Annotated in this window: 11 protein-coding genes and 2 pseudogenes; 10 read left to right on the top strand and 3 right to left on the bottom strand. The window is 69.1% G+C overall.

Annotated features, from left to right (window positions below; translation table 11 throughout):
* Positions 1 to 222: pseudogene (locus tag PMI12_RS28210) on the bottom strand (tripartite tricarboxylate transporter substrate-binding protein); the annotation flags it as partial.
* A 312-nt stretch (positions 223 to 534) separates the two neighbouring features.
* Between PMI12_RS28210 and PMI12_RS13965 the strand changes: the two are divergent.
* A pseudogene (locus PMI12_RS13965) lies at positions 535 to 915 on the top strand (HU family DNA-binding protein); the annotation flags it as partial.
* Between the two features lie 101 nt (positions 916 to 1016).
* Here PMI12_RS13965 and PMI12_RS13960 read toward each other — a convergent pair.
* The gene (locus tag PMI12_RS13960) at positions 1017 to 1226 is read right to left on the bottom strand and encodes a hypothetical protein (RefSeq protein ID WP_007833375.1); all 210 of its coding nucleotides are present in this window, start codon (positions 1224 to 1226) and stop codon (positions 1017 to 1019) included.
* Between the two features lie 155 nt (positions 1227 to 1381).
* On the opposite strand from PMI12_RS13960, the gene PMI12_RS13955 reads away from it, so the two are divergent.
* From PMI12_RS13955 to PMI12_RS13945, 3 genes are all read left to right on the top strand, one after another.
* Positions 1382 to 1858 carry a hypothetical protein gene (locus PMI12_RS13955; RefSeq protein ID WP_007833374.1) on the top strand — a complete coding sequence of 159 codons (477 nt, stop codon included), beginning with the start codon at positions 1382 to 1384 and terminating at the stop codon, positions 1856 to 1858.
* 92 nt (positions 1859 to 1950) lie between these two features.
* A complete protein-coding gene (locus tag PMI12_RS13950) occupies positions 1951 to 3783 on the top strand; it encodes a bifunctional metallophosphatase/5'-nucleotidase (protein WP_007833373.1) in 1833 nt (610 codons plus the stop codon).
* Between the two features lie 167 nt (positions 3784 to 3950).
* The gene (locus PMI12_RS13945; protein WP_007833372.1) at positions 3951 to 4535 is read left to right on the top strand and encodes a BPSL1445 family SYLF domain-containing lipoprotein; all 585 of its coding nucleotides are present in this window, start codon (positions 3951 to 3953) and stop codon (positions 4533 to 4535) included.
* 36 nt (positions 4536 to 4571) lie between these two features.
* On the opposite strand, the gene PMI12_RS13940 is transcribed toward PMI12_RS13945, so the two are convergent.
* Entirely contained in the window at positions 4572 to 5399 is an 828-nt protein-coding gene (locus PMI12_RS13940; RefSeq protein ID WP_007833371.1) for a hypothetical protein, read from the bottom strand.
* Between the two features lie 157 nt (positions 5400 to 5556).
* On the opposite strand from PMI12_RS13940, the gene PMI12_RS13935 reads away from it, so the two are divergent.
* The 6 genes from PMI12_RS13935 to PMI12_RS13910 all read left to right on the top strand — a co-directional run.
* Positions 5557 to 6069 carry a sigma-70 family RNA polymerase sigma factor gene (locus tag PMI12_RS13935; RefSeq protein WP_007833370.1) on the top strand — a complete coding sequence of 171 codons (513 nt, stop codon included), beginning with the start codon at positions 5557 to 5559 and terminating at the stop codon, positions 6067 to 6069.
* A 120-nt stretch (positions 6070 to 6189) separates the two neighbouring features.
* Positions 6190 to 6420, top strand: coding sequence for an MbtH family protein (locus PMI12_RS13930; RefSeq protein ID WP_007833368.1), 231 nt, complete (start codon positions 6190 to 6192; stop codon positions 6418 to 6420).
* Positions 6420 to 7163, top strand: coding sequence for a thioesterase II family protein (locus PMI12_RS13925; RefSeq protein ID WP_007833367.1), 744 nt, complete (start codon positions 6420 to 6422; stop codon positions 7161 to 7163). The genes PMI12_RS13930 and PMI12_RS13925 overlap by 1 nt, the downstream gene beginning before the upstream one ends.
* A 66-nt stretch (positions 7164 to 7229) precedes the next feature.
* Positions 7230 to 12524 (top strand): non-ribosomal peptide synthetase, encoded by a 5295-nt coding sequence (locus PMI12_RS13920; protein ID WP_007833364.1) that lies wholly within the window; start codon positions 7230 to 7232, stop codon positions 12522 to 12524.
* Positions 12524 to 17164 (top strand): type I polyketide synthase, encoded by a 4641-nt coding sequence (locus PMI12_RS13915; RefSeq protein ID WP_007833362.1) that lies wholly within the window; start codon positions 12524 to 12526, stop codon positions 17162 to 17164. The genes PMI12_RS13920 and PMI12_RS13915 overlap by 1 nt, the downstream gene beginning before the upstream one ends.
* 10 nt (positions 17165 to 17174) lie before the next feature.
* A partial coding sequence (locus tag PMI12_RS13910; protein WP_007833360.1) for a condensation domain-containing protein occupies positions 17175 to 18569 on the top strand: 1395 nt, incomplete at its 3' end.

Here is an 18569-nt window from a genome sequence, read left to right as displayed (position 1 = left end):
GCAAGCCGCAAGCCGCAAGCCGCGTGCGCACGCCCGGGTCCTTCAAGGCCGCACCGATGGCCTTGTGCAGTTTCTGCACCATCTCTTCAGGCGTGTTCTTCGGCACCATGAAGCCGCTCCAGATCTTGTATGCGAAGTTCTTGAGTTCTTTGCCTTCGCTCGCGGTCGGCACGTTCTCAACAGCTCCGAGCGCTGCGCACCGAACTGGCCCATGACCTTGATGATCTCCCAGCACGCGCAGTGCGATCTGCTCGTCAAGTCCCTGGTCGGCCTGATCCTGCGCCTCGGTCAGCACGCGGGGCTCGACTTTTCCCCTCTGGCCGGCAATCGTCCGCTACATGGAATCGACCGCGAAACGCCCCGCCGTTCGCGCCGCGATACTGGCCGAAGGCCTGATCGAAGGCGGATCCACCAAGGCCTGAAGCGACCGCGTTACATCCGGCCTCTCGCAGTCGAATAAACTCCGCCCCGCTTGCAGCTTGTATTCGTGCTGCGCCGCCATAGGCAACATGGCGAAATCAAACCTATCAGGAAACTCAGTTGAACCGCATCGAACTCGTCGAAAAAATCGTCACCGCCCACAACGTCAGCAAGGCAGAAGCCGCGCGCATCCTCGAGACCGTCACGGGCTCGATCGTCGCCGCAGTGAAGAAGGGTGACCCCGTTCAGATCGTCGGCTTCGGCACTTTCAAGCAAGTGGCGCGCGCCGCACGCTCGGGCTTCAACCCCAGCGCCGGCACCAAGATCAAGATCGCTGCACAGAAGGTGCCGAAGTTCGTGCCGGGCGCCGCCTTCAAGGCCGCCGTGGACCCGAAGGCTGCAAAGCGCAAGGCCGACAAGGCCGTGGTTGCAAAGCCCGCAGCGAAGAAGGCCGCCGCACCCGCCAAGAAGGCCGTGGCTGCGAAGAAGAAGTAAGAACCGGCAGTGATGCACCGCAGCCTCGCGCTGCGGATGCAGAACAATGAAGAACGGCCCCTCGGGGCCGTTTTTCATGGGCGGTGCGCATGCGCATCGTTTCAGTCGCTCTGGATCACGCCCTCGCTCAGGTAGCGCTGGTATTCGGCAAGCGGAATGGCCGTCGTCTGAATGTTGCCGGCATCGCCCCAACTGATGACCGCGCTGTCGGGTGCCAGCTCGACTTCGATCGGTCCTTGGGGAATGAGGATCAGGGGGCCGTCGCCGGCCCGGTATTCGACATTTCCTGTGACTTTCGCGTTCGCTGCCATGGGTTCGTTCCTCGGGATGTTTGGGGAATGCGGGAGGCGGACCTCGAGCGTATCGGATCCGGCCCGGCTCGGGGTCATCGCGGCGCCGCGATGCGTGTAGGCGGGGCGGCCGTCACAGCGGCGTCACGCGTGGCGTGGCACGCTCGCGCCTCGAAATGACGAATCCCCTCGGCAGAATTCTTGCGGCGTCGATCGCCTGTCTCGCGATCCTGGCGGCCGCCGTCGCGTGGCACCCGACCGCCGGCGGCAACGCTCAGGTCCGCACGGCTGATGCAGCTCCCCCGTCGCTGGAAATCCGCTGGCATGGCGGCGGCATCGTGCTGCAGGGCGCGGTGCAGGACGCGGCCACGCAGCAGGCGCTTGCCGAGGGCGCGGCCGCGCGCCTGGGCGGCGAGAGCGACCAGGTGACCGACTGGCTCGACATCACGCCCACGGCGCTGCCCGTGGCCGACGCAGCGTCGCTCGCGCGGCTCATCAACCTCGGGCAGGAGGGCTGGCACCTGCAGCGCGGGCCGACCGGAGGCTGGCTCGCAGTGCAGTCGCTGACCGACGAGCGCAGCGTGCAGGCGAGGGCGCTGCTGCAGGCCGCCTTCGGCCCCGGGGTCGCGGTGCGCCTGGTGCCGTTGCCCTGAGCGGCCGATCCCTTGCGCAGCCGAGGGGCCTTCACGGTCTCGTCATGTGCCGTCCCCAGCATCGGCTGCATTCCAAAACAGAGGAGAGGTCCATGCATCCATCGTTGAAGCACCTTGCCGTCGCGGGCGTGGTGGCCGCCACCCTGGCCGCCTGCGGAGGCAGCGGCAGTTCGAACAATTTCGCTCCTTTCGTGCCGCCACCCGCGGCCAGCAATCCGCCTGCGCCGGCGCCCGCACCTGCCGTGCCCGGCACCGTGGACGTGAAGCTCATTGCCTTCAACGACCTGCACGGCAACCTCGAACCGCCGAAGCTGTCGATCAACGCGCCCGCCAAGGGCGGCGGCACGGTGCCGGTGCCGGCCGGCGGCGCGGCCTACCTGGCCTCGGCCATCGCTTCGCTCAAGGAGAAGAATCCGAACAACGCGGTGGTGTCGGCCGGCGACATGATCGGCGCTTCGCCGCTGGTGTCGGCGCTGTTCCTCGACGAGTCGACCATCGAGGCCGTGAACGCGATGAAGATCGATTTCAACGCGGTCGGCAACCACGAGTTCGACAAGGGCCAGACCGAACTGCTGCGCATGAAGAACGGCGGCTGCGCGAAGAACACCGCGCTCGAACCCTGCCGCGTGAACAAGAATTTCCCGGGCGCCAACTTCGGCTTCCTCGCGGCCAACACCGTGAAGGGCGACGGCAACACGTTGTTCCCCGCCACCGGCATGAAGACCTTCACGAAGGATGGTGCCACGGTGAAGGTGGCATTCATCGGCATGACGCTGAAGGGCACGCCGAACATCGTCACGCCCGCCGGCGTCGCTGGCCTGAGCTTCAAGGACGAGGCTGACACCGCCAACGCGCTGATCCCGCAGCTGAAGGCGCAGGGCGCGGATGCCATCGTCGTCGTGGTCCACGAGGGCGGCACCACCACCGTGGGCTACAACGACAAGAGCTGCGCCGGCCTGAGCGGCGACATCCTGCCGATCCTGAACAAGCTCGACACCGCGGTGGACGTCGTGATCTCGGGCCACACGCACCGCTCGTACGTGTGCGACTACGGCAAGACCAACCCGGCCAAGCCCTTCCTGCTGACCAGCGCCGGCCAGTACGGCACGCTGCTGACGGACATCAATATCACAATCGACACCCGCACCCGCAAGGTCACGGCCAAGGCGGCTGACAACGTGATCGTGCAGGGCGAGTCCTACACCAGCGGCGCCACTACCGTCGCGCTGACCGACCAGTACCCCGCCTTCGGCAAGAACCAGGAAGTGGCCGCGCTCATCGGCCAGTACCTCGCCATCGCGGGGCCGCTGGTGCAGCGCGTGGTGGGATCGCTCACCGCGACGGCCACGCGCACGCAGACTGCGTCGAGGGAAAGCGTGCTGGGCAACCTGATCGCCGACGCGCAGCTCGCAGCCACGAGCCCGGCCGGCAAGGGCGCCGCGCAGATCGCCTTCATGAACCCGGGCGGCGTGCGCGCCGACCTCGCACCGGCCGGCGACGGCAGCGTGACCTACGGCCAGATCTTCGCGGTGCAGCCATTCGGCAACAGCCTGGTGGTGAAGACCATGACCGGCGCGCAGATCAAGGCGGTGCTGGAGCAGCAGTTCAATAGCGGTTCCAACACGGTGGCCTCGCCCAAGGTGCTGCTGCCGTCGGCCAGCCTGAGCTACAGCTACAGCCTCTCGGCGCCCGCCGGTTCGCGCATCGGCAACATGGCGCTCAACGGCACTGCGATGGCCGACGCTACCACCTACCGCGTGACGATGAACAGCTTCCTGGCCACCGGCGGCGACAACTTCACCGTCTTCAACCAGGGCACCGACGCGCTCGGCGGCGACCAGGACGTGGACGCCCTGGAGGCCTACATCAAGGCGAACAGCCCGCTGGCGCCGCCGGCAACCGGCCGCATCACTGTTCTGCCCTGAGCGGGCTGACGAGAAGGGGGGCACCGTTCGTCGACACCGTGACTTCGCGTAGGCCGATGTCGCAAGCCGGATTTGCCCCTCTTTGGCGGATTTAGCATGGAACTTGTCTGCCGCCGACGGCAGAGCTTTGTTTGCCGATCCATGTTTTTTTTGCAAAGGAATCCGCCATGAAAACCATGAATCTCCGCACGCTGGCGCTTTCGTCCGCCGTGGCGGCGTGCAGCCTGGCTTTTGTCGGGTGCACCACCACGCGGCCGCAGGATCAGGCCAGCAGCGCGTCTTCGCGCACTTCCATCGACGCCCAGGTCGATGCCTCGCTGTCCAAGCTGTATGACTCCGTGAAGGGCTCGCGCGATCTGGTCGCCAGGTCGAGCGGGGTGCTGGTGTTTCCCGCCGTGGTGGGTGCCAGCATGGGCGTGGGCGCCGAGTATGGCCGAGGCGCGTTGCGCGTGAACGGTCGCACGCAGTCCTACTACAGCACCACCGCCGGATCGGTGGGCTTCCAGGCAGGTGCGCAGTCGAAGGCGGTGATCTACGTGTTCACCACGCAGGCGGCGCTGGACAAGTTCCGCAGCAGTAAGGGCTGGACGGCAGGTGCCGACGCCACGGTGGCGCTCGCGACCATCGGGGCCAACGGCAGCATCGACACGAACACGCTGCGCCAGCCCGTGGTGGGCTTCGTGATGACGAACGTCGGGTTGGAAGCCGGCGTCTCGCTGTCGGGCGCGAAGATCAGCGAGATCCAGCTGTAGGAAAACGCGTCGGCCGGCCTCTGCAGGCCGATGCGCTCAATGGCCGAGCTGCGCCCGCAGTTCGGCCACCTGCCGGCGCAGGGTTTCGTTCTCGGCCGTGAGTTCGGCCACGCGCTGCTGCAGCGCCTGTACCGTGTCAGGCGCGTCGTGCGTATCCGCTTCGGCGGACTCTTCTCGCGGCTTCTTCTTCGACTCGCGCACGCGCTTGGCGGCCTGCTTGAGCTCGTCCTTGCCGGCGTTCGCGGCCGAGATCTGCTCCTCGGCCGGCAGCGTGGCGACCGCGGCCGCGGTGTTGATCGAGATCACGCCCGACTTCACGGCCGCCACCAGTTCCGGCGCGGCCTGCTTCTGGATCTTCTCGATCATGCCCACCTGGCTGCTGCTCAGCCGCGCGGCGCGGGCGATGGCTTCGCGGCTGTTCAGCGGGGCGGGTGGGGGCATGGGAGCGCTGTCGGCGGACGGATCGACGTCGAACGGCGGGGCGGACGGATCGTGCGCGGCGTCCGGCGGCGAAGCCGGCTGCGCCACCGCGCGGGTGCGCTGCTGATCGACGATGTCCTTCTTGCGCAGCGCGAGCACGCCGCGCAGGAAGTCGGAGATGCTGCGCCGGCCCAGGTGCTGGTCGATCATCCAGAGGTGCACGTCGTCGATGCTCTTGAAGCGCGTGTTCTGCACCGTCTGGAAGGGCAGCCCGTGCTTCTGGCAGATGCCGTAGCGGTTGTGGCCATCCACCAGCACATCGCCCCAAAGCACCAGCGCGTCGCGGCAGCCCTCGGCGAGGATGCTGCGTTCGAGGGCTTCGTGTTCCTCCGGCGTCAGGGGGTCGATATAGGCTTTGAGGTCTTCGTTGACGACGATGTTCATGGGCAGGGGGACGCGGCGGGAAAAGCGAGCAAAGGGGCGGGATTTTAGATGTCTCTGTTTGGTGCGCCCAAACGTCTATGGAAGTGAGGGCACATCGCAAATCCTGGGTGTCACCTTCTTCATAAATAGTAATGATTCTTATTTAAATATGCAGCCCATGTCTTCGCCCGAGTCATCGCTGGGAGATGTCTTCGTCGCCAACCGGGCCCAGCTCTGGCACGTTGCCCGCAGGATCGTGCGCACCACCGATCTCGCGGACGACGTGGTGCAGGATGCCTACCTCCGGATCGCCGACGGCGCCTGCCGCAAGATTGACAAGCCCATGGGCTACTGCTGCCAGGTGGTGCGCAATCTGGCGCTCGACCATTGCCGCCGCCAGTCGCTCGAGGCCACCTACCGCACCTTCGACATCGATGTCGAGACATTGGACGTGCCCGGGCCATCTTCGCCGGACTGCCTTATGCGTGACCGCCAGGCCGTTGGCTTGATCGAGCAGGCGCTCTCGCGGCTTCCCGCGAGAACGCGCGCGGCGTTCCAGCTCTACCGCCTCGAAGGCCTCACGCAGCGCGGCATCGCGGCGCAGTTGGGCTGCGCGCTCGGGCTCGTGAACCGGCTCATCGCCGAGGCCGATGAAGCCATCGGCGCCATGCGCCACCTGATCAACGATTGACGTGCGCGACGCCCCGGGGGAGTGAACAGATTCGCTCCCGAACCGTCATGTTGATCAGAAGCGCAGCAATCGACCGCCCGATTTCCTGCCGCTTCCCCGATAACCGCACAAGGACGCACCATGTCTACCAGCTGCTTCGACCGCGAAGACGAAACCTTCATCGTCCTGGTCAACCACGAAGATCAATACTCCATCTGGCCGCATTGGAAGGCCGTGCCCAGCGGCTGGGTGGCCGTCGACGGCGTCAAGGGCGACAAGAAGACGGCGCTCGACTACGTCGAGAAGAACTGGACCGACATGCGTCCGAAGTCGCTGCGCGACTGGATGGCGGCGCAGGCTGCCGCGCTCTGATGGCCGTGCCGGCGAGGGTGTCGCTGCTGTGCCTGCCGTGCGCGGGCGCCAGCGCAACGATGTACCTGCGCTGGCGGCCCCTGCTGCCGCGCTGGATCGAGATCGTGCCCGTCGAGCTGCCGGGCCGCGGCATGCGCATGGGAGAGCGCTTCGTCGAAAGCTTCGACGCCCAGGTCGCGCGCATCTGCGCCGAACAGGCCGATGCGATGCAGGGCAGCTTCATGCTCTTCGGCCACAGCATGGGTGCGTTGCTGGCCTACGGCGTCGCGCAGCGGCTTCGCGCGCTGGGCCGGCCGCTGCCGCGGGCCTTGCTCGCATCGGGCAGTTCGGCGCCGTCGCAGCGCGATCCCGGCCGCTTGCCCGGCACGCACGACGACGCCGCGCTGACCGCCGAGCTGCGCAAGCAGGGCGGCACCCCCGAAGAGGTGTTTGCCAGCGCCGAGCTGATGCGCATCACCCTCGACACGCTGGGCGCGGACTACCGCGTCTGCCGGAGCTTCGCGTACGCGGCGGATGCGCTGCTGCCGATGCCCCTGCATGTCTTTGCGGGCCGCCGGGACGACATCAACGCCCCGCGCATGGAGGCGTGGTCGGCGCATGCCGGCGACGCGTTCACGCTCGACTGGTTCGACGGCGGCCATTTCTTCATCCGCCAGCGCGAGGCCGCCTTCCTCGATGCATTGACGCGGCGCGTGGGCCAGGCCATGGCCGGAGGACGGCATGCACCCCATGCAGTTGCATGACGCCTTGCCCGAACGCAGCCGGCCCGACGCCGGCTGCGCACTTTCCGACTATCTGGAGTGAGCGAGATGGCACGCACAACGACAACCGCGGTGGCACCGAACCAGGGGCACCCCGAATCCGCGAACTTCGTGGAACACCTGCGGGCATTGGCGCGGGCGCGGCCCGACGACGTCTGGCTCACGGTGGCCGGAGAAGCGAACGGCGCCTGCTTCGAGAAGCCCTTCAGCTACGCAGTCTTCGAGACGCGCGTGCGTGCGCTGGCGGCGCGCCTGCAACAGCAGTTTGCGAAAGGCGACCGCGCCCTCGTCATGCTGGACAACGACGACCACTACGCCGTGAGCATGCTGGCGTGCTTCTATGCCGGTGTGATCGCCGTGCCCGTGTTTCCGCCTGAATCCATGCGGCCCCAGCATCTCGCGCGCCTCGCGGGCATTGCGGACGATTCGCAGGCCCGCTGCATCCTCACCTCGTCGGCGATGCAGGCTGCAATGGAGCGTGCCGCAGAGTCGTTCGCGCAGGCGTCGATGATCGCCGTGGACGCGGTGGACAACGATCTCGCCGACGCATGGACCCCGTTCTCGCCGGCGCAGGACGACCCCGCATTCCTGCAATACACCTCGGGCTCGACTTCCGCGCCCAAGGGCGTGATCGTGACGCACGGCAACCTCATGGCCAACGAGCGCGCCATCCGCGAGGGCATGGGCATCGGGCCGGACGACAAGTTCGTGTCGTGGGCGCCGCTGTATCACGACATGGGCCTGATCGGCGGCCTCATGCAGCCGCTCTACAGCGGCATTCCGCTCGTGCTGACCTCGCCGCGCTACTTCCTCGAAAGCCCGGTGCGATGGCTCGAACTCATCTCGCGCCACCGCGCCACGCTGAGCGGCGGCCCTGACTTCGCCTACCGCCTGTGCCTCGACCGCGTGAAGGGATCGCGGCTCGCGGGCCTCGACCTGTCGAGCTGGCGCGTGGCCTACACCGGCGCCGAGCCCGTGCGCGCCGACACCGAAGCCGAATTCATCGAGCGGTTCGCGCCCGTGGGCTTCGACCTCCGCGCAGCGTACCCCTGCTACGGCCTGGCCGAGGCGACCCTGTTCGTCACTGGTGGACAACGCGGCGGTGGATTGGTCGCGCGCAGCTTCTCAAGCAGCGCGCTCGCAAGAGGCGAGGGCGTTGAGAGCGCGGAAGGCGCCCTGCTGGTCGGCTGCGGCGCCGTGCCTGAAGGCCACCAGGTGCGCATCACCGACACCGCCTCGCTGGCCGCGCTCGGCACGGGCCGCGTCGGCGAGATCTGGGCCAGCGGAGCGAGCATCTGCGCCGGCTACTGGGGCAAGCCCGCCGAAACCCGCGAGACCTTCGCCGAGCATGAAGGCCGGCGCTGGCTGCGCACCGGCGACCTCGGCTTCCAGCACGACGGGCAGCTCTACGTCACGGGCCGCATCAAGGACCTGATCATCGTCCGCGGCCACAACATCTACCCGCAGGACATCGAGCGCACCATCGAAGCCGAGGTCGAGGCCGTGCGCAAGGGCCGCGTCGCCGCGTTCGCGGTGGCGGGGCCGCAAGGCGAGGGCATCGGCGTGGCGGCCGAGGTGTCGCGCAGCATGCAGAAGCTGGTGGCGCCAGATGTGCTCGTCGAGGCGCTTGGCGCCGCCGTGAGCGAGGTGTTCGGCGAAGCGCCGGCCGTTGTGGCGCTGCTGAACCCCGGCGCGCTGCCCAAGACCTCCAGCGGCAAGCTCCAGCGCCAGGCGTGCCGCGCGGGGCTCGCGGCGCGCAGCCTCGATGCCTACGCGATCCACGAGCATGGGGCCTTCACGCTCGGCGGCAGCGGTGCGCCGGTGCCGGCCGAGGCACCGGTGCTCGACGATGTCGCGCAGGCGGTGGCGGCCATCTGGCGCGAAGTGCTCAGGTGGCCCGAAGGGCGCACGCTGGCGCACGACGCTCACTTCTTCACTTCGGGCGGCAATTCGCTCGCGGCGGTGCAGGCGGCCGCGCGCATCGCGCGGCGCTGGAACATCGAGTTCGGCATTCGCGACCTGTTCGAACAGCCCCGGCTGAACGCCTGTGCGGATGCAGTGCACAGCCGCAATGCGAACCCGGTCTCTGCTGCGCCCGGCGCGGCCATCGAACCGCTGTCCGCCGAGCGCCGGCTGCAGCCATTGCCGCTGTCGCATGCGCAGGAACGCCAGTGGTTCCTGTGGAGGCTCTCGCCGCAAAGCACCGCGTACCACATGAGCGGTGCGCTTCGCCTGTCGGGCGCGCTGGACGCCGCAGCGATGCACGCCGCATTCGAAGACATCGCCGCGCGCCACGAGTCGCTGCGCACGGTGTTCCTCGCCGGCGCGGACGGCTCAGCCGAACAGCTGATCAGTCCGTCGTGGGAGCCGTTGTTGAGCCTTGTCGACCTGCGCCACCTCTCGCCCGGCGAACGCGAAGCGCGCGCCGCCGGGGAAGCGAGGCGCCTTCACGCCACGCCCTTCGACCTGACGCAGGGGCCGCTGCTGCGCGTGGCGCTGGTGCGCCTGTCGGACACGTCGCATCTGCTCGTGGTGGTGATGCACCACATCATCTCGGACAGCGCGTCGATGCAGGTGCTGCTCGACGAACTCGCGGCCGGTTATGCCGCGCGGCTGCGAGGCGACACGCAGCGCCGTGCCGGCGCGCGCGCCCAGTACGTGGACCATGCCGTGTGGCAGCGAGGCTGGCTGGCCGCTGGTGAAGCCGAACGGCAGTTGGCCTGGTGGCGCGAGCAGCTTGGCGACGAGCACCCTGTGCTTGCACTGCCGACCGACCGTCCTCGCACCGCGCAGATCGGCTACAGCGCGGCGCGGCACAGCGTCGATGTGCCCGCCGCGCTGCTGGCCGGCCTGCGCCAATCCGCGGCGTCCGAGGGCGCGACGCTCTTCATGGTGCTGCTGGCCGGGTTCCAGGCGCTGCTGCATCGCTATACCGGACTGGAGGACATCCGCGTCGGCGCGCCGGTGGCCAACCGCAGCAGGGTCGAGGCCGAAGGCGTCATCGGCTTCTTCGTCAACACGCTGGTGCTGCGCAACCCGATCGGCGCGCGCATGCGCCTGTCGCAGGTCGTCGCGCAGGCCCGGGAGGCGGTGCTGGGCGCGAAGACGCACCAGGACCTGCCTTTCGAGCAACTGGTCGAGGTGCTGCAGCCGCAGCGCAGCCTGGGCCAGAGTCCGCTGTTCCAGGTGATGTTCAATCACCTGGCCGAAGACTACCGGGCGCTGGCGCAATTGCCGGGGCTCGAAGTGGCGCACTACGCACTGCCCGATGGAGAGGCGCAATTCGAGCTGGTGCTCGAAGCGCGCGAGACGCCCGATGGCACGTTGACGCTGGGCTTCGTCTACGCTGCGCAGTTGTTCGACCGTGAGACGGTCGAGCGGATGGCGGGGCACTATGTGGCGGTGCTGCAGGCGCTGGCCTGGCGGCGCGAACTGGCGGTGGGCGACGTGCCGCTGGTGGGTGCGGCGGAGCGCGCACAGCTGGCGGCGTGGAGCGGGAACAAGCACCGCCACGAAGGCGCACAGCCCGTGCATCGGCAGATCGAAGCGCATGCGAGGCTGAAGCCCTCGGCCCCCGCGCTGGTCTTCGGCGACGAGGCGCTGAGTTACTCGGAACTCAATGCGCGTGCGAACCGGCTGGCCCATCGCCTGATCGCCTTGGGTGTACGGCAGGACACGTTGGTGGGCCTGTGCGCGGAGCGCTCCACCGAGATGATGGTGGGCATCCTCGCGGTGCTGAAGGCGGGGGGTGCCTACGTTCCACTCGATCCTGAGTACCCCGCAGAGCGCCTGGCCTACATGGTCGGGGACAGCGGCCTCTCGCTGCTGCTCACCCAGCGCCACCTGCGCAGCCTCATCCCTGGCACCGAAGCCCTCCAGGTGCTCGAACTCGACACGCTCGATACCTCTTCGGAGTCCGACGCCGATCCGCAGATCGCCCTTCACGGCGAACACCTCGCCTACGTCATCTACACCTCCGGCTCCACCGGCCGCCCCAAGGGCGCCGCCATCCGCCACGCGGCGCTCTTCAGCTGCATGGCCTGGATGCAGGCGTTCTACACGCTCGAAGGTGCCGATACGGTCCTGCACAAGGCCCCGTTCGGCTTCGACGTGTCCGTCTGGGAGATGTTCTGGCCGCTGACCGCGGGCGCCCGGCTGGTCATCGCCAACCCCGGCGACCACCGCGACCCGGTGCGCCTGGTCGAACTGGTCCGGAAGCACCAGATCACGACGCTGAACTTCGTGCCCTCGATGCTGCAGGCCTTCCTGGCCTACGAGGGCATCGAGGCGACGACCAAGTTGAAGCACATCATCTGCGGTGGCGAAGCGATGCCCGCGGCCACGCAGAAGGAAGCGCTGCAGCGCCTGGGCGGCGCCACGCTGCAGAACCTGTACGGCCCGACCGAGACCACCATCCACGTCACCCAGTGGACGTGCCGCGACGACGGCAGCACGCAGGTGCCGATCGGACGGCCGATCAGCGACACGCAGGCGCATGTGCTGGATGCGAGCCTGAACGAAGTCCCGGCCGGTGTGGCCGGCGAGCTGTACCTGGGCGGCATCCACCTCGCACGGGGTTACCTGAGGCGAGCCGGCCTGACGGCCGAGCGCTTCATTGCCACCGACAACGGCAACCGGCTGTACCGCACCGGCGACCTGGTGCGCTGGAGCAACGAGGGGCAGCTGGAGTACCTGGGGCGCATCGACCACCAGGTGAAGGTGCGGGGCTTTCGCATCGAGCTGGGGGAGATCGAGGCACAGCTGCAGGCGCAGCCCGAGGTGAGGGAGGCGGTGGTCGTCGCGAACGAAGGCCCCTCGGGTGCAAGGCTGGTCGCTTACGTATCGGGCCAAGGCATCGACACGGCGGCGCTGCGCGAGCGCCTGGGTGAAGCGTTGCCCGACTACATGGTGCCCAGCGTGCTGATGGTGCTCGATGCACTGCCGCTGAACGCCAACGGCAAGGTGGACCGCAAGGCGCTGCCTGCGCCCGAGTTCAGCAGCGACAGGGCGTACGAAGCGCCCCAGGGCGAAGTCGAACAGGCCCTCGCAGCCATCTGGGCCGAAGTCCTGCAGGTCGAGAAGGTCGGCATCCACGACAACTTTTTCGACCTCGGCGGGCACTCGCTGCTGCTGGTCCGTGTGCACCGCCTGCTCGAAGACAGGCTGCGCACCACGGTCCCGCTGGTTCATCTTTTCAAGTACCCCACGGTCGATTCGCTGGCCCGGTGGATGGCACGTGGTGCTGCTGCACCCGCGTCCTCGCCCACGGCCGGCGACGACCGCGCATTGCGCCAGCGCGCCGCCTTGCTTCAACGCCGCCAATCCGCGGAAAGAGTCAACTGATGCACACCCTCGACGAACAGCCGGACCAACCCGAACAACCCGGTGCGACCGGCATCGAGATCGCCATCGTCGGTATGGCGGGCCGCTTCCCCGGTGCCGACGATGTCGATGCGCTCTGGCGCAACATCCGCGACGGCGTGGAGTCCGTGGACAGCTTCACCGACGAGCAGCTGCGCGCGCAAGGCGTCCCGCAGGAACTGCTCGACGACCCGGCCTATGTGAAGTCAGGCACCCGGTTCAAGGGCTTCGACCAGTTCGACGCAGGCTTCTTCGGCTACTCGCCGCGCGAGGCCGAGTACCTCGACCCGCAGCAGCGCATCTTCCTGGAATGCGCATGGGCCGCGCTCGAGCACGCAGGCTGCGACGCGCAGCGCTGGCCGGGCAAGGTCGGCGTGTATGCGGGCGAAGGCCCCAACCTGTACCTGATGCGGCACCTGTTGCCCGCATTCGGCCTGGGCGACGGCCGCGGCATCGCCGACCTGCTGGGCCTCATGAGCGGCAACTCCGGCGGCTCGCTGTGCACCCGCGTGGCCTACAAGCTCGACCTGCACGGCCCCGCCGTGACGGTGCAGACCGCGTGCTCGACATCGCTGGCCGCGGTGCACACCGCCTGCCAGGCGCTGCTGGGCTATGACTGCGACATGGCGCTGGCCGGCGGCGTGTGGCTCAACCTGCTGCAGGACGGCGGCTACCTCTACCAGGAGGGCGCCATCCTCTCGCCCGACGGCCACTGCCGCGCCTTCGACGAGAAGGCCGCCGGCACGGTGATCGGCAGCGGCGCGGGCATCGTGGTGCTCAAGCGCCTGGACGACGCGCTGCGCGACGGCGACACCATCCACGCCGTCATCAAGGGCAGCGCCGCCAACAACGACGGCGCCGACAAGGTCGGCTTCACCGCTCCCAGCGTGAACGGCCAGGCCGAGGTCATCCGCGCGGCGCAGCTGATCGCGGGTGTGAGCGCCGCATCGGTAGGCTATGTCGAGGCGCATGGCACGGGCACGGTGCTCGGCGACCCGATCGAGATGGCCGCGCTGACGCAGGCCTTCCAGGCCGGCTCCGGCCGCACGAACTACTGCGCCGTCGGCTCCGTGAAAACCAACATCGGCCACCTCGATGCGGCCGCCGGCGTCACCGGCCTCATCAAGGCGGTGATGGCGTTGAAGCACCGCACACTGCCGGCCAGCCTGCACTTCGAGCGTCCGAATCCGCAGATCGATTTCGCGGCCAGTCCGTTCTACGTCAACGCCGCGACGAAGCCCTGGCCCCCCGGCCCCACGCCACGCCGTGCCGGTGTGAGCTCGTTCGGCATCGGCGGCACCAACGTGCACGTGGTACTCGAAGAGGCACCGGCCGCGAAGCCTGCCGAAAGCTCTTCCGGCTGGCAGGTGCTGCCGCTGTCGGCGCAGAATGCCGCCGCGCTGCAGGAGGCCGGCCAGCGGCTGGGCGCTCATCTCGAGGCATCCGCCGATCAATCGCTCGCGGATATCGCGCACACGTTGCAAAGCGGCCGCCGCGCGATGCCGCTGCGCGCCGCCATCGTCGCCAACGGCCATGCGATGGGCGCGCAGGCGCTGCTCTCGCCCGAGGGCGGTTTCGAGCAGGTGATGCGCGCGCCGGCCAATGCGCCCGAGCTCGCCTTCCTGTTCCCCGGCGGCGGCACGCAGCACGCGAACATGGGTGCCGCGCTGTACCGCGACGACCCGGTGTTCCGTGGCGAGGTCGACCGCTGCTGCGCCTTGCTGAACGACGCCATGGGGATGGACCTGCGCCAGCTGCTGTACCCCGCAGCCGGAGCGGAGGCCGCGGCCGACGAGAAGCTCTCGTGCATCGAGTACACGCAGCCGGCGCTGTTCGTCGTCGAGTACGCGATGGCCCGCGCATGGATGGCGCGGGGCGTGCGGCCCGCCGTGATGCTGGGCCACAGCCTCGGCGAGTACGTGGCCGCCTGCCTGGCCGGCGTGTTCAGCCTCGAAGACGCGCTGCGCATCGTCGCCGCGCGCGGTCGCCTCATGCAGTCGATGCCCGCCGGGGCGATGACGGCCATCACGCTGAGCGAAGCCGGGCTGAAGCCGTTCGTCGGCGCCGGCTGTGACATCGCCGCGGTCAACGGCGAGCAGCTCTGCGTTCTTTCGGGGCCGCTGCAGGCCATCGAGGCGGTCGAGAAGCAACTGCTCGCAAGCGGCCTCCTGCCGCGCCGCCTGCATGTCGCCATCGCGTCGCATTCGGCCATGACCGAGTCGATCGTGGCCGAGCTGCAGAAGGTGATTGCCTCGGTGCCGCGCCATGCGCCGCGCATTCCGTTCATCTCCAACGTCACGGGCGAACCGATCACCGCCGCGCAGGCCACCGACCCGGCCTACTGGGGCCGCCATCTGCGCGGCACGGTGCGCTTCGCCCACGGGCTGGCCGCGCTGCTGCGCGTGAAGGGGCGCGTCGTGCTCGAGGTGGGGCCTGGCGAAACGCTGGCCGGCCTGGCGCGGCAGCATCCGCAAGCCGATTCGGCCGTGGGCATCTGGTCGAGTCAGGCGCATCCGCAGCAACAGGCCCGCAACGAGCGGCAGCTGGCCAGCGTGACCGGTGCGCTCTGGTGCGCTGGCGTCGAGATCGACTGGGCCGCCTGCCGCGCGGGCCAGCCGCGCCGCCAGGTGCCGCTGCCGAGCTACCCGTTCCAGCGCCAGTCGTACTGGGTGGAGGCAGGCACCTTCGAGGGCAGCGCCAACTCCAGGCTTTCGAATCCGGCGGCCGACGCGTTCCACGTGCCGACCTGGAAGCGCACCGAACCGCTGCACGCCGTGCGCAGCCCCGCACCGGCCGGCACCTGCACGCTGGTCTTCGGCGAGGCAGGCGGCCTTGCCGGCCAGCTGGTCCGCCATCTGCGCGAAAGCGCCGATGCGCATCCCGTCGTGTGGGTGGAGCAGGGCCCGGGCTTCGTCGAGATCGGCCCGCGCCACTACGCCGTGCGCCCTGGCGAGCGCGCCGACCACGAGCAGCTGCTGCGCAAGGTGCAGGGCGGGATCGGCCCGGTGTCGAACATCCATCACCTGTGGGGCGTGGATGGCGAGTTCGCTGCGCCTTCCTCGTCGAGCGAGTTGCTGGAGCGCGGCTTCTTCAGCCTGCTGGCCCTGGCGCAGGCGCTGGACAGCACGGCGGGCGGGCGCGAGCGCAAGCTGTTGCTGCAGGTCGTCACCAACCGGATGGAAGACGTGTCGGGCCTGGAGCCGCTGTGTCCCGAGAAGGCCACGCTGTTCAGCCTCGCCAAGGTGATCGGGCAGGAGTATCCGCACATCGGCTGCCGCGTCGTCGACGTGGTGCTGCCCGTGTCCGGCAGCCAGGCCGAGGCATGGCTGGTGGCGCAGCTCGCGGCGGACGCGCCTGCCGCGCGCGACGAGCCGCTCGTGGCCTACCGCGGGCCGCACCGCTGGGTCAAGGGCTACGAGCCGCTGGCGCTGCCGGCGCAGGGGGCCGGGCCGCAACAGCGCCTGCGCACGCACGGCGTCTACCTGATCACCGGTGGCTTGGGCGGCGTGGGCCTGTCGGTGGCGCGGCACCTCGCCAGGTCGTGGCAGGCCAGGCTGGTGCTGCTCGGCCGCTCGCCGCTGCCCGAGCGCGCCGCGTGGGAATCGCTGGCAGCCTCGCCCGAGCAGCCCGCGGCCCTCCGCCAGAAGCTGCTGCAGCTGCTCGAACTCGAAGCCCTGGGCGGCGAAGTGCTCGTGCTGTCGGCGGACGTGGCCGATGCCGCGCAGATGCAGGCCGCGGCCGCGCAGGCCCGGCAGCGCTTCGGCGCCATCCACGGCGTGATCCACGCGGCGGGCCATGCCAGCAGCGGCATGATCAGCCAGCGCACGCGCGCCATGGTCGAGGCCGTGTTCGCGCCCAAGCTGCGCGGCACGCAAATCCTGCTGGAGGCCGTGCGCGGCGAGCCGCTCGACTTCGTGCTCTTCTGTTCATCGATCTCCAGCATGGCCGGCGGCCTGGGCATGAGCGACTACGCCGCCGCCAACGCCTACCTCGACGCACTGGCCGCACAGGCGCGGCGCAGCGCCGGCCACGCGGTCTTCTCGGTCAATTGGGACGCCTGGCGCGACCTGGGCATGGCCGCGGGCATGGTGCTGCCGGAGGGCGTGGGCATGGACGGCCCCGAAGGCGCGCTGGCGCTGGAGCGCATCGTCAACGGGCCGGCGCATGCGCAGGTCGTGATCTCGACGACCGACCTCGCGCAGCGGCTCGGCGAACTCGACAGCGGCATGCTGGCGCTGATCGAGAACAGCCCCCTGGCTCACGCTGCGCGCGCCACGCGCCGCAACCACCCCCGCCCCGCGCTCGACACGCCCTATGTCGCGCCCGGGGGCGATCTCGAAACCGGCCTGGCCGCCGTGTGGCAGGACATGCTGGGCATCACCGCCGTCGGCGTGAACGACAACCTGTTCGAGCTGGGCGGCGACTCGCTGCTGGCCATCCAGATCCTGGCGCGCGTGCGCAAGGCCTACGACATCGAACTGCATCCGGCCGCCTTCTTCAAGGCGCCCACCATCGCCGACCTGGCCCTGCTGGTCGAAACCCGCCTGATCGAAGAGATCGAGAACGCCGACTTGGCCGATGCCGTCGCCGCGGCCACGGATCGCCTGCCCGCCACCGCCTGAAGAACCCGCCATGCCCGAACTCCACGACATCTCCGAGCGTCGCGCCAGCCTGAGCGCGGAACAGCGCGCCAGGCTGAAGGAACGATTGCGCGGCGCAAGCGCCGGCATGCAGCAGCAGGCCGGCACGAGCACCATCCCCCCGCGCCCGCACCGCGACCGCGCGCCGCTGTCCTTCGCCCAGCGCAGGCAGTGGTTCCTGTGGAAGCTGGACCCGGCCCGCACGGCCTACCACCTGAGCGGCGGCCTCGTGCTCGGCGGGCAGCTCGACACCGACGCCCTGCGCGCGAGCTTGCAGGCGCTGGTCGACCGCCACGAGTCGCTGCGCACCGTGTTCCGCGAGGCGGGCGATGGCGAGGCCGAGCAGGTCATCCGGGAAGCGGTGGAGGTCGCGTTGCCCTGCATCGACCTGAGCACGCTCGACGCCGACGCGCGCGACGCCGCGATCCGGCGCGAGGAGCACCGCATTCGCGCCGAGCCCTTCGACCTCACGCACGGCCCGCTGATGCGCGCCGTGCTGCTGAAGACGGATGCGCGAACGCATCGCTTGCTGGTGGTGATGCACCACATCGTGTCGGACGGGTGGTCGGTGCAGCTCACGCTCGACGAACTGGCCGCGCTGTATGCCGCGCGCGTGCACGGCCAGGCCGCGGTGCTGCCTGCGCTGCCCGTCCAGTACGCCGACTACGCCGTGTGGCAGAACCAGTGGCTCGACGGCGGCGAGGGCGAACGGCAGCTCGTCTGGTGGCGCGACCAGCTGGGCACCGGGCAGCCGGTGATCTCGCTGCAAACCGATCGACCGCGCAACGCCGACGGCCGCTACGGCTCGGCGCGCGTCACCGTCGCCTTGCCCGGCGACACGCTTGACCGCCTGCGCCAATCCGCGGCGTCCGAAGGCGCGACGCTGTTCATGGCCCTGCTCGCGGGCTTCAACGCATTGCTGTTCCGGCACACCGGGCAGACCGATGCGCGCGTGGGCGTGCCCATTGCCAACCGCAACCGCGCGGACACGGCGGGCGTGGTGGGCTTCTTCGTCAACACGCAGGTGCTGCGTTCGCAGATCGATGCGAGGACGACGCTGGCGCAGCTGCTGGTGCAGACGCGCGACACGGCCATCGGCGCGCAGACCCACCAGGACCTGCCGTTCGAACAGCTGGTCGGTGCGCTGAGGCCCGAACGCAGCCTGAGCGCGAACCCGTTGTTCCAGGTGATGTTCAACCACGTGCGGCGCGACCACCGTTCGCTGGCCGAGTGGCCGGGCGTGTCGGTCGAGCGGCTGGACTTCGAGGAAGAAGACGCGCAGTTCGAACTGACGCTGCAGACGCTGGAGTTCGAGGACGGGCGGGTCGAGGCGAGCTTCCTGTATGCGGACGAGTTGTTCGATCGTGAGACGGTCGAGCGGATGGCG

The organism is Variovorax sp. CF313 (assembly GCF_000282635.1).
Taxonomy (GTDB): Bacteria; Pseudomonadota; Gammaproteobacteria; order Burkholderiales; family Burkholderiaceae_C; genus Variovorax.
The sequence above is the reverse complement of the archived record's forward strand: the minus strand, read 5'-3'. Positions and strand labels throughout refer to the sequence as shown.